The sequence below is a fragment of the Caballeronia sp. genome (assembly GCF_049581465.1).
Lineage (GTDB): Bacteria > Pseudomonadota > Gammaproteobacteria > Burkholderiales > Burkholderiaceae > Caballeronia.
On the sequence record NZ_JBAUSA010000063.1, the window covers coordinates 1 to 9,906 of the forward strand.

A 9,906-nucleotide genomic window follows, 5' to 3' on the forward strand; every position below is an offset into this window, starting at 1 on the left:
GAGGCCGCCCCAGTTTTCCAGAGACTGAAAGGTATCTGTAACAGTATTCCCCTATAGACCCTCGGGGGTTCCGCAGAGACTGGGGGCCTGTTTTTGAAAGTCCCGGGGGTGGGTCGGGCCGCGCCTATCTGTGGGAGTTATGGAGTGAATACTGAATAGTGAGGATCGCCTGAGAGGCGCTAGGCTCGCCTGTACCACAATCGGGCCACTCGCTGTACCACAGGACCCTTTTGGACCCCAGGCCCCACAGTGCCACCAAGGCACTCGCTTCCCTCGGAAACCCTTGATACACTTGGACCTCTAGTGTCTCAGGGACGCTAGGGCGGTGAGGTGGATTCGATTCCTGTTTGCCTGCCGGGGGGACCATCCCAGTTCCCAACAGCGCCCAACGAATGCCAAAAAGCCCCGTCTCGCCTTGTGCCACAGGGCTTCTTACTGCAATCGTCATGCCGCCGTGCAGCCCGTCACGCCGCTTTGACACCAAGAGATCCAGCCCCGATGACCCTGACTACCGCCACGTAGCCAACGGCTGAGTCAATTGCTACGCCGACATTCGCGAACGCCTGTCATGCTCTCCAATCTCGTGCAGATCGCGTCGTAATCGCTGCTGGTAGCGCGCGATAGTTCAATCGACACCTCATCGATGTCCGCGTCGTCATCCGATTGCTGGACGATAAACTGCCTCACACGAACGCTCCCGGTGCCTAGCGCGCTGTGTAAGCTGGCGAGCGACACGCTGCCGTGATCAACGAGGAGTTGGATGCTGCGTTGCTGCTTGACGGAGATAAAACGGCGCTCTAGCGGCTTCACCCCCGCAAGAATGATCAGGATGATGATCGTCGCACCGACTGAGGCCGTGTACATGCCTCCGCCAACCGCCAAGCCGATTCCTGCGACTGACCATAGGCTGGCTGCCGTCGTCAGTCCGCGCACTATTTCCCCCCGCAGCAGAATAGATCCCGCTCCCAGGAACCCAATACCCGAGACGACTTGAGCGGCAATCCGAGAGGGGTCAAGCACGACATTCTTTTGGCCCAATGCATCTGCAAAGCCGAATGCTGAAACGAGCATTATTAGCGAGGAGCCAACGCACACGAGCATGTGCGTGCGCAAACCTGCGGCCCAGCTTAGCCTTTCCCTCTCGAAGCCAATGACGCTCCCAAGCAAGGCGGCTAACACCAGACGGGACAGCAGTTCAACGTTATTGATCATGGAGGATCGCTAGCGCAGTGGATGAAGAGGTCAACACGAGACGTGGTGATTGAGTAGTTTAAGGAACGCTTCGCTCGTGACTCGGCACGATGAATTCACTCGGTCGAGCGACAAGCGATACCGGCGATGTGTCAACGGCCTACTCTCTCAGCGCTTTCCCGAAAGTATGAAACTACCCCATAACGCCAATCGAGAACAGATGAAGGCAGGTTTTTCGGGAGTGCGAGATGGAGATCCCTGTTTCGGCGGCCGCAACGAAAAAGAACCCTACGCCGGTATGACCGGCTTCCATAGGACAGATACAGCCGATGGAGTGAGTTGCAGCGGTTTATCCCTGGGGAGTAACTCGCTCAAAAAGGCGCAGTGGACGATGCGACGCACGCGGCAAGAAACGCGAGGTGACAAACACAGGGAGATCGAAGGGAAATTGACTGGACGGCGGCGACGCCAGGCGGATTGATGTCACCCGCCGCAAGCCTTGTACGATTCGACCCGCGAGCCGACAAAGCGCCGATCGACACGACACGTGCGAATCGGCCAAGGATCAGGCTAATACAGGCTAAAACGATCGATAACGCAGTGATACTTTCTGGGACGCTCGCCTTCCTACCGCGCGGCGTTCCAGAACTCTTCGTCCAGCGCTTCAAAGAAAAACCGTTCCAACGCGTCCTCCGACAGATCGTCCAGCGTAATACCGCGCATGCGGCACAGCACGTGGAGCGTCTCGTCGGCGGCAATGACAAGGTTTTGAAAAGCGGAGGCGGTGGGATTGGTCGTATTCATGAAGTGGGTAACGGCCTTTCCAGAACAAACTTTAGGTGAAAACCCGAACAAACTTCGGGTGAAGCTTGAAGCGCCTTGAAAACCCCAGGCGACTCACCCGCAGGCACTCACAAGCACTCACATGCAAGCGTCGATAACCCGCTACCGCTTGTTGTTCCAATAATTTCCGCCGCCCAGCTCGTCTTCAAGCGCATTGAAAAAGAACTCGCCTAACTCCGCATCCGAGAGACTGCCAATCGGAATCCGTCGCAGGCGGCAAAGCAATTCCAATGCTTCTTCCGCCGCGTTCAACGCGCTGCGCGTATCGGTATAGGGAATTTTGTCGGCATTCATGTGACGAATAACGGCACCGGTCGGACGGACTTTAGTGCCGACATGCGACTGGCCGCCGATAAAATCGCCGCGGTCCAACCAGGGCCGGGATTTCAGGGTGAACCGGACATGGCGCACCGCATTGAGACAGACGGCCCCGATCGCGTACAAGCTCATACATCATCGCCAAGCGCGTGCACGAAGAACTCGCCAAGCTCGTCGTCGGTGAGATCTTCGAGCGCAATGCCGCGCATACGGCACATGAGTTCGAGCGTTTCACCAGCGGCACGAACGAGGTCGCGGAATGCTTCGGAAGTGGGGTCTCGAGTATCCATGCACAGCACTAACGGCCTGAGCACGCCGAACTTTATGGCTGCATGGAGTGGTTAGGACATCGGCTGTATAAAACAAGCCATGTCATAAAGCACGAAGCGAAAGGTCGCCGCACGCGACGCGTTTCCGATAGGGGATTAGTCCCGCGGTGCCGGAAAGCGCCGGCCAAGCTCGCGCTTCGCCCATTGGAGTGCTTCGTTCTCGGCCACGTTCTGGGTCGGCGCCATTTCGCCTTCATTCTTCTTGAGCGGCAACGCGCCCGCCTGGACGGACCAGTCCCAACGCCCGCCTCGCTGTTCGACGAACACGTCGATTACATGTTCATTGTGCGTATAGCGCATGGCATCTCCCGTTGACAGATCACGATGCTAGCATGGCCGGCGCCTACGCCGCGTTCATGGCAGCCTTCGCGCCCCACGCAACGCGCGCCACCTTCGTTGCCCACCCGATCATTGAGATAGTCCCGCCACGCCGCTAGAATACGGCGACCCAGAGCGGACAAGGCCATCCGGCCGATGGCGCCCGCCGAGAACCCCGGCCTCCCCGGCTAGAGTCGTAGCCCCGATCGCCCGTCATGGATTCCCAGATGAAATTGCTTGTCGTTGTCGCCTATCTCGCGTGCCTGCCGCTGGCTCATGCGTCGCCGGAAACCGATGCCTGCGACACGCGTCGCGAGGCACTTGAACAGCAAATGGCCACGGCGCTAAACCAGGACGGCTCGGCGCAACTCGACAGTCTTCAGGCGCAACTCGATAAAACCAATGCCGAATGCGCGCCGGACGCGATCGCAAAAAGGCACGCCGATGCGCAAAAGCGCCACGACAACGCCATCGCCGACGCCCGAAACCGTCTTCGCGACTACGATGCCGAACTGGCACGTGCCCAGAAGAAAGGCACGGATAAATTGAACATCGCGGCGTGGGAGCGCAAAGTCCACCACGCGCAAGCAGATCTGGATCATGCGCTGGCGAGTCCTGTCCAATGAGCTTATTCGATAAGGGTTTATACCTAGCTAAAAGGCCTCAAGAATCGTCCTCGACTGCCGATAAGCATTGATGGACCAACTCATCGATACGAGACCCCAAGGCGCTTTTTCCGCGCTGTTGGCAGATCAAGATCTGGCGCACCTCGAACTGGTGTTGCGCCGGTCATTGGCGGGCGACATGGCCGGCCCCGTGCTACCGCCCGCCTATTGGCGCGAGCGGCTGGCTCTGGTCGCCCGCCAGTCGCATCTTTCCCATACGCAACTGCAGACGGTCCATCGGCTGTACTTGCAGATCGAGGCTTACGAGACGAGCCATCCTACGTCGCGCGACGTCATGCCACAGCCGGACAGCGAACGGCAATCGGACAGCCTGACCTCCCGGAAACAACGCGCGCTGTAACTTTTTGCCGCTGGGTCAATGCCAGCGCCGCAGCCCACGGGCTCGCCGGTGAGCGATAACCGTGCCGCCCTGCGTGCGATCACGCCAGTCGTCTCACCAATTGTGCGACGCCGCGATCGATCAGTTCCGCCGCTCCACCGCATCACGAACCGCAACGCAACGCCGCATCTGCGCTCATCGTCCACTCATTGCCCTCACTCATTGCCCTATCACGCAGCGCATGCTGATTCATTGTTCGTTGTCAAAAACCGCCTGCGGTTGACAGCGTTTTGCACAGACATGCAACCTTGCCGCCGATAGAAAACGCCTTCAGACAAGTGCTATTCGGGTCTATTCGCTATACTCCGGCACGTCTCGCTCGCTCTAAGCGACGGCTCAATCAACAAGGAATCGAATGACTTTCAAGCAAACGATGCCAGCGCTCGTCAATGGCTCTATTTGCTGCATGCTCGCGTGTGCATTCACCGTTGCAATGCCGTTCAGCGCGAACGCGCAGCAGCAGGCGCCCGATCAAATCATGCCTCCGGGCCATCCGGACATGCAGGCGCCGTCGCCACAAAGTCTCGCGGCAGAAGGCGTGCGCACCAGCGCGAACATTGCGCGGGCTGCCATCGACATCTGCCATATCGACCCGTCGAAAGTTGCGCGTTTCAAAGCGAAGACGAAGGAGAGCTTTCCGCTTGCACCCGACTTCGATGGCGCATGGAATCTCGGCTACAAGGAAGCGCAATCGACGGTAGACCGGCTTGCAACATTAGCGACAACCGATCCCGGCGAATACACCAAGGAGATCGGGCAAGCGTGCCCGTCGCTGTCGCAGGGCATTGACGAAGCGACCCGGTAGTCATTGCGCGTCGCCCTAGCGCGCGCTTTTCAGCATGCATGGCGGCGTCCGGGCGTTGCGGGTATCGTGGTATCGGTCTTGCGCAGTGGGTGAAAAAGGCTCGATCGACGGCATCACCAACCCTAAAAGGAGACAAACTTCCATGGCTGATTTTCGTATCTGGTCCGATGAATTCGCGGCCAACGGCTATCTCACGAAGACTCATGAATTCGACCAGCAGGCATTTGGCGTCGATGGCAAGAACCTTTCCCCGGCGTTGCAATGGGAAGGCGTGCCGCCGGACGCCAGGAGCCTTGCGCTCACGCTCTACGATCCCGATGCTCCCACGGGCAGCGGCTTCTGGCACTGGATCGTGGTGAACATTCCGGTCGAGACGCGCTCGTTGCCGCAAAATGCGGGCAAGGCCGACGGCAGCCTGCTGCCCGCCGGCGCGCTGCAACTGCGCAACGACTATGGCACGGTCGGGTACGGCGGAACGGCGCCGCCGCGTGGCGACAAGCCGCATCGCTTCATCTTCCGCATTCATGCATTAAGCGCGGATCACTTGTCGCTCGACGCCTCGGCGACGAATGCGGTCGCGCGTTTCATGACGCATCTAAATGAACTCGATTCGGCGACCTACACCGGCTTGTACCAGCTGAAGTAAGCGTCCCGCTCCGGGGCATGCCGGTGAGCTTCGCCGGCATGCTTCACGGCTGTCCAACTCGCATGAGCCATCCGCCGAACGCCGGCCCCGCCCCCGCCCTTTCCTTTCGCATCGATGAACCCAGAACACGGCCTTCCGCTTCCCCAGCGCTACTGGGCCATCCTGGTCGTCGCGCTCGGCATTACGCTCGCTGTACTCGACGGAGCCATCGCCAACGTCGCGCTTCCCACGATCGCCCGCAACCTGCACGCGACTCCCGCCGATTCCATCTGGGTCGTCAACGCGTATCAGCTCGCCATCACGATCTCGCTGTTACCGCTGGCGTCGCTTGGCGACCGCATTGGATATCGGCGCGTGTACATGTCCGGCCTCGCGTTATTTACGGTCGCGTCCTTCGGCTGCGCGCTGTCCGGCTCGCTTGCGTCGCTCGCCATCATGCGCGTGGTGCAAGGCTTCGGCGCCGCCGGGATCATGAGCGTCAACACGGCACTCGTGCGCATGATCTACCCGTCCGACCATCTCGGCCGCGGCATCAGCATCAATGCCTCGGTGGTGGCGATTTCGTCGGTGATCGGGCCGACAGTCGCGTCCGGCGTGCTCGCGATCGCGCCATGGCCCTGGCTTTTTGCGATCAACGTGCCTATTGGCGTGGCCGCGTTCGCACTCGGGTGGCGCTCATTGCCGCGCACGCCGGGGCATCGGCGACCTTATGATTTCCTCAGCGCATTAATGAACGCGGCTGTGTTCGGATTGGCCATTACCGCAATCGATGGTCTCGGGCACGGCGAGCATCGTCCGTATGTGGCAGCCGAGTTGATCGTCGCCGGCGCGATTGGATACTTTTTCGTGAAACGGCAGCTCACTCAGACGGCGCCGCTTCTACCCGTCGACCTGCTGAAGATTCCGGTGTTCTCGCTGTCCGTCGCGACCTCGTTTTGCTCGTTCACCGCGCAGATGCTCGCCTTCGTTTCGCTGCCGTTCCTGTTGCAGAACGCGTTTGGCATGACCCAGGTCATGACCGGATTCCTGATGACGCCGTGGCCGCTCGTGATCGTGTTCATTGCACCTCTCGCCGGCATCCTCTCCGACAAATACTCGGCAGGCGTGCTCGGCGGCGTGGGCCTCGCGATCATGACCGCCGGCCTGCTGCTTCTCGCGACTACGGGAGCACATCCCTCCCCCTTCGACATTGCCTGGCGCATGGCCGTTTGCGGCCTCGGATTCGGTCTGTTCCAGACGCCCAATAACCGGCAGATGCTGTCTTCGGCGGCCCGGGACCGCAGCGGCGCCGCGAGCGGCATGCTCAGCACCGCGCGCCTCTCAGGACAAACACTCGGCGCCGCGCTCGTGGCGTTGATCTTCGGTCTCGCGCCGCAGCAGGGCGCGACCATCGCGCTCATTGTCGCCGCACTGTTTGCAGCGGCGGCGGCCGTCGTCAGCATGATGCGCCTGACGCAGCACAAAGTACCCGAAACACCCGCCAGCGTTTGACGCACCTTGCGGCCGCTTTAACTTTTGACCCACAGCGGTAGGCACATGCTTTGCTGCGAAAACGGGACGTGGTGTCGGGCATCGACACCGGTTCCTGGATCGCACAAAGGGAGCGTCCGATGGCTAATTCGCTAAGCGGTTACAAGGTCGCCATTCTCGCAGTCGATGGCTTCGAACAAGCCGAACTCGTCGAACCGCGCAAGGCATTGACGGCGACTTTATGGCCGCACCCGACTAAGCTATAGGAGCCGCACCATGAGTGGCATGGGTACTGTCAATCCAGTCCAGGGGCATCCGGCCTATAAGGATTCGACTATGCACATCACCTTTTCCGAAGCGTCGCCGCTGTATGACGGGGTCGACCTCGCGATTCACTTCACTGCGCTGGTCGATGGAAGACCCGTCGTATGTTCCATTTCAGCCGAAGCCCTCGAAGATCACTTCGGTGCGGCGTCCTCGCGCGAGGAAGATCTAGTGAGGGCATTTGGACACGGGCTGGCGCGAATCCGGTCCGTGTGTGCGGAAGCGCTCGACGACAACGGTGGGAAAAGCGTCGTTCTCCGAAGCGGCCTGTTTCGCGTCGCCGGTTTGGAACCCGACTAAGCGCTACCCATCGGATACCATCAATGTAGGGAATCCCCGACTAAGGAGGCTCTCATGTCGGTCATCATCGCAGCACGATTCACCGCGTTTTCGCAGGGCGAAGCGGCGGCGCAACGATTGTTCGCACAGGGGTTCTGTGAAGAGGATGTCACCCTGTTCTATGTCAATCCAAGCGGCCAGCATGACCGCCTGCCAATGGGCGGCGACCATCACGCCGACGCAGGCGCGAAGGACGCGGCGAAAGGCGCCGGCAAAGGCGTGACGATCGGCGCAGTGGCCGGCGCGATCGTCGGCGCAGCGCTTTTTACGCTCGACAGCGCGCCGTGGGTGGCGTCGGTCGTGGCGGCCGGCGTCGGGGCATACGTAGGATCATTGGCCGGGGCGGTAGCACACGCGCGGTCAGGCAAGCAAACGGTCGCGAATACAACGGACTCGGGCAATCACGGTTCGGCTAACGCCGTGGACGCACGGCGCGCGGGCGTTGTCGTGGCCGTCCATGCGTCGCCGGAAACCCAGAGTCAGGCAGCAAGCCTTCTCCGCGAGGCGGGCGGGATGGAAGTCGAACGTGCCTCCGGCAGATGGCAGAACGGACAGTGGGCAGACTTTGACGCTCTCAAGCCGCCGCAACCTATTGAAACGTTCGAAGCGTTCGAAGGACGACACGCGTGAGGTCGAGCGGGCTATGGGGATGCGAATGCAGCGTGGCGCGTCGAGTTGTTTGTTTTCTCATGATAGTTCGTCATCCTCTACATTTTTATGTGCAGTGAAACGTGGATATTGTCATGCCATTCAGGGACATGAAGATCCGTTCGGGATTCGGTGAACCCGCGTGAAACTCTTTCCATCCGCCCTGTAAATTCGTCAGGTCTGGACTGTCTGTCTAGGCCACTTAACCTGCTGGAAGCCGTGCTTAGTACACCTGATGCGCCAGGCACGCCGCGTGCGTGAGAACCCGTGACCGAATCGCGAGGTAACACGCGACGCGGATCCATCTTCGATCCATCACAGGAGGTTTATATGAGTGCAAACATCGTATCGGTACTGAACGATCTCATCGAAACATCGAATGACGGCCAAAAGGGCTTTAGCAAGGCTGCGGACGACACGAAGGATGCCAGCCTCAAGTTGCTATTCGCCGACCGCGCGGAAGACTGCGCACGCGGCGCGAGCGAATTGCAGGCGTTAGTGCAGCGTCTTGGTGGCAAGCCCGAAACCGGCGGCACGGTGGGCGGTGCCTTGCATCGCGGCTGGGTCGACGTGAAGTCGGCCGTTACGTCCCGCGACGACCACGCAATCCTCGCGGAGTGCGAACGCGGGGAAGACGTTGCCAAGAAAAATTATCGCGATGCTTTGGACAAGGAATTGCCCGCCGACGTGCGCGTAGTCATAGAGCGTCAGTATCAAGGGGTAGTACAAAATCATGACCGTATCCGCGATTTGCGTGACCAGTACGCTGCCGCCAAGTCATAAGTCGATCACTTGATGAGCATGCCTTAAAAAGCCCTGGCCGCTTACTTGCGCGGCCAGGGCTTTTTCATACCGTAGTGGAATGCGAAGGCCTAATGCGGCTGGCCCTTGTCGTTGGTACCCAACGCCGACGCTGCCGCTGCGGCCGATGCACCCTTCAAATGCGCGGCCTTGTCTTTCTTATGGAGGGTCGTGCCGCCCGTGCTCTTTTGCATCGTGCCTGATGCAGCCATGGTGTCGTCGTTTGCGGCGGTTTGCGCAAACACCGGAGCCGACAAGGCCACAGCCAGCGCACCCAGGAAGGCAAATTTCTTCATTTGGTTCATGGACGCCTCGTTGAAGTCCGGTATTGGATTTATGGCACGATCTTCAAGTGGTTACGGACCGACTCGACGCCCGACACCTTCGAGACCACGTCTTGCGCGCCAGCCTTGTCTTCTTCCGTCGGCACCGTTCCCGTCAGTGACACCACGCCAGCGTGCGTGTTCACATGGATATGCGTTGACTTCACGTTCGTCGCGCCGAGAAGCTCGGCCTTCACCTTGGTTGTGATCGCCGAATCGTCGACCTTCGTGCCGATCGAGGTTGAAGCCCCCGTTGGCTGCGACGCGGTCTGCGCATTGACATTCAACGCAAACACGACGCAAGCAATACTACCCGCGGCTCTAAGGAACTGAGACAGGAATTGAGTCGATTGCATAGGTACTCTCCTTCTTTCTAAATTAAAAAACAGGCTCGATCGCCTTCTGGATAGAGTCGCGAAAGATGCTTCGCAAAGACCATGCCGTGTCACCGAGCATCGGCGCGAAAGATGTTGCGCAAGACATGTT

At 59.7% G+C, this 9,906-nt stretch carries 15 protein-coding genes and 1 pseudogene; 9 read left to right on the plus strand and 7 right to left on the minus strand.

The window, feature by feature from the left end:
• Positions 1-534: 534 nt before the first annotated feature.
• From WCA53_RS01455 to WCA53_RS01475, 5 genes are all read right to left on the minus strand, one after another.
• Positions 535-1,212 (minus strand): MgtC/SapB family protein, encoded by a 678-nt coding sequence (locus WCA53_RS01455; RefSeq protein WP_423904679.1) that lies wholly within the window; start codon positions 1,210-1,212, stop codon positions 535-537.
• A 606-nt stretch (positions 1,213-1,818) separates the two neighbouring features.
• Entirely contained in the window at positions 1,819-1,995 is a 177-nt protein-coding gene (locus tag WCA53_RS01460; protein WP_423904682.1) for a hypothetical protein, read from the minus strand.
• Positions 1,996-2,136: 141 nt separating this feature from the next.
• Positions 2,137-2,484 carry a hypothetical protein gene (locus WCA53_RS01465; protein ID WP_423904685.1) on the minus strand — a complete coding sequence of 116 codons (348 nt, stop codon included), beginning with the start codon at positions 2,482-2,484 and terminating at the stop codon, positions 2,137-2,139.
• Positions 2,481-2,642 carry a hypothetical protein gene (locus tag WCA53_RS01470; protein WP_423904689.1) on the minus strand — a complete coding sequence of 54 codons (162 nt, stop codon included), beginning with the start codon at positions 2,640-2,642 and terminating at the stop codon, positions 2,481-2,483. Before WCA53_RS01470 ends, WCA53_RS01465 begins: the two co-directional genes overlap by 4 nt.
• A gap of 135 nt (positions 2,643-2,777) precedes the next feature.
• Complete coding sequence (locus WCA53_RS01475) at positions 2,778-2,981, minus strand: hypothetical protein (protein WP_423904692.1); 204 nt, start codon at positions 2,979-2,981, stop codon at positions 2,778-2,780.
• A 245-nt stretch (positions 2,982-3,226) separates the two neighbouring features.
• Here WCA53_RS01475 and WCA53_RS01480 point away from each other — a divergent pair, with 245 nt between their 5' ends.
• The 9 genes and pseudogenes from WCA53_RS01480 (at position 3,227) to WCA53_RS01520 (ending at position 9,079) form a co-directional block, all read left to right on the plus strand.
• Entirely contained in the window at positions 3,227-3,625 is a 399-nt protein-coding gene (locus tag WCA53_RS01480; RefSeq protein ID WP_423904695.1) for a DUF1090 family protein, read from the plus strand.
• A gap of 70 nt (positions 3,626-3,695) precedes the next feature.
• Positions 3,696-4,025, plus strand: a complete 330-nt coding sequence (locus WCA53_RS01485) for a hypothetical protein (protein ID WP_423904698.1) — start codon at positions 3,696-3,698, stop codon at positions 4,023-4,025.
• A 394-nt stretch (positions 4,026-4,419) separates the two neighbouring features.
• Positions 4,420-4,869, plus strand: coding sequence for a hypothetical protein (locus tag WCA53_RS01490; protein ID WP_423904700.1), 450 nt, complete (start codon positions 4,420-4,422; stop codon positions 4,867-4,869).
• Positions 4,870-5,011: 142 nt separating this feature from the next.
• Positions 5,012-5,515: a YbhB/YbcL family Raf kinase inhibitor-like protein gene (locus tag WCA53_RS01495; RefSeq protein WP_423904702.1), complete on the plus strand. Its 504-nt coding sequence runs from the start codon at positions 5,012-5,014 to the stop codon at positions 5,513-5,515.
• 114 nt (positions 5,516-5,629) lie between these two features.
• The gene (locus WCA53_RS01500; protein WP_423904705.1) at positions 5,630-7,006 is read left to right on the plus strand and encodes an MFS transporter; all 1,377 of its coding nucleotides are present in this window, start codon (positions 5,630-5,632) and stop codon (positions 7,004-7,006) included.
• A 119-nt stretch (positions 7,007-7,125) separates the two neighbouring features.
• Positions 7,126-7,215, plus strand: a pseudogene (locus tag WCA53_RS01505) (type 1 glutamine amidotransferase); the annotation flags it as partial.
• A 46-nt stretch (positions 7,216-7,261) separates the two neighbouring features.
• Positions 7,262-7,609 carry a DUF1488 domain-containing protein gene (locus tag WCA53_RS01510; protein ID WP_423904709.1) on the plus strand — a complete coding sequence of 116 codons (348 nt, stop codon included), beginning with the start codon at positions 7,262-7,264 and terminating at the stop codon, positions 7,607-7,609.
• A 54-nt stretch (positions 7,610-7,663) separates the two neighbouring features.
• A complete protein-coding gene (locus WCA53_RS01515) occupies positions 7,664-8,278 on the plus strand; it encodes a hypothetical protein (protein ID WP_423904712.1) in 615 nt (204 codons plus the stop codon).
• Between the two features lie 348 nt (positions 8,279-8,626).
• Positions 8,627-9,079: a PA2169 family four-helix-bundle protein gene (locus tag WCA53_RS01520; protein ID WP_423904714.1), complete on the plus strand. Its 453-nt coding sequence runs from the start codon at positions 8,627-8,629 to the stop codon at positions 9,077-9,079.
• An 89-nt stretch (positions 9,080-9,168) separates the two neighbouring features.
• Here WCA53_RS01520 and WCA53_RS01525 read toward each other — a convergent pair whose 3' ends face one another.
• Both WCA53_RS01525 and WCA53_RS01530 read right to left on the minus strand, forming a co-directional pair.
• Positions 9,169-9,402, minus strand: coding sequence for a hypothetical protein (locus WCA53_RS01525; RefSeq protein ID WP_423904717.1), 234 nt, complete (start codon positions 9,400-9,402; stop codon positions 9,169-9,171).
• 29 nt (positions 9,403-9,431) lie between these two features.
• On the minus strand, positions 9,432-9,776 hold the full coding sequence (locus WCA53_RS01530) for a BON domain-containing protein (RefSeq protein ID WP_423904719.1): 345 nt from the start codon (positions 9,774-9,776) through the stop codon (positions 9,432-9,434).
• Positions 9,777-9,906 lie beyond the last annotated feature (130 nt).

What these genes read in the sequence shown, in the direction of transcription:
- WCA53_RS01455 (WP_423904679.1), bottom strand. Translation starts at nt 1,212, where the DNA reads ATGATCAATAACGTTGAACTGCTGTCCCGTCTGGTGTTAGCCGCCTTG.
- WCA53_RS01460 (WP_423904682.1), bottom strand. Translation starts at nt 1,995, where the DNA reads ATGAATACGACCAATCCCACCGCCTCCGCTTTTCAAAACCTTGTCATT.
- WCA53_RS01465 (WP_423904685.1), bottom strand. Translation starts at nt 2,484, where the DNA reads ATGAGCTTGTACGCGATCGGGGCCGTCTGTCTCAATGCGGTGCGCCAT.
- WCA53_RS01470 (WP_423904689.1), bottom strand. Translation starts at nt 2,642, where the DNA reads ATGGATACTCGAGACCCCACTTCCGAAGCATTCCGCGACCTCGTTCGT.
- WCA53_RS01475 (WP_423904692.1), bottom strand. Translation starts at nt 2,981, where the DNA reads ATGCGCTATACGCACAATGAACATGTAATCGACGTGTTCGTCGAACAG.
- WCA53_RS01480 (WP_423904695.1), top strand. Translation starts at nt 3,227, where the DNA reads ATGAAATTGCTTGTCGTTGTCGCCTATCTCGCGTGCCTGCCGCTGGCT.
- WCA53_RS01485 (WP_423904698.1), top strand. Translation starts at nt 3,696, where the DNA reads ATGGACCAACTCATCGATACGAGACCCCAAGGCGCTTTTTCCGCGCTG.
- WCA53_RS01490 (WP_423904700.1), top strand. Translation starts at nt 4,420, where the DNA reads ATGACTTTCAAGCAAACGATGCCAGCGCTCGTCAATGGCTCTATTTGC.
- WCA53_RS01495 (WP_423904702.1), top strand. Translation starts at nt 5,012, where the DNA reads ATGGCTGATTTTCGTATCTGGTCCGATGAATTCGCGGCCAACGGCTAT.
- WCA53_RS01500 (WP_423904705.1), top strand. Translation starts at nt 5,630, where the DNA reads ATGAACCCAGAACACGGCCTTCCGCTTCCCCAGCGCTACTGGGCCATC.
- WCA53_RS01510 (WP_423904709.1), top strand. Translation starts at nt 7,262, where the DNA reads ATGAGTGGCATGGGTACTGTCAATCCAGTCCAGGGGCATCCGGCCTAT.
- WCA53_RS01515 (WP_423904712.1), top strand. Translation starts at nt 7,664, where the DNA reads ATGTCGGTCATCATCGCAGCACGATTCACCGCGTTTTCGCAGGGCGAA.
- WCA53_RS01520 (WP_423904714.1), top strand. Translation starts at nt 8,627, where the DNA reads ATGAGTGCAAACATCGTATCGGTACTGAACGATCTCATCGAAACATCG.
- WCA53_RS01525 (WP_423904717.1), bottom strand. Translation starts at nt 9,402, where the DNA reads ATGAACCAAATGAAGAAATTTGCCTTCCTGGGTGCGCTGGCTGTGGCC.
- WCA53_RS01530 (WP_423904719.1), bottom strand. Translation starts at nt 9,776, where the DNA reads ATGCAATCGACTCAATTCCTGTCTCAGTTCCTTAGAGCCGCGGGTAGT.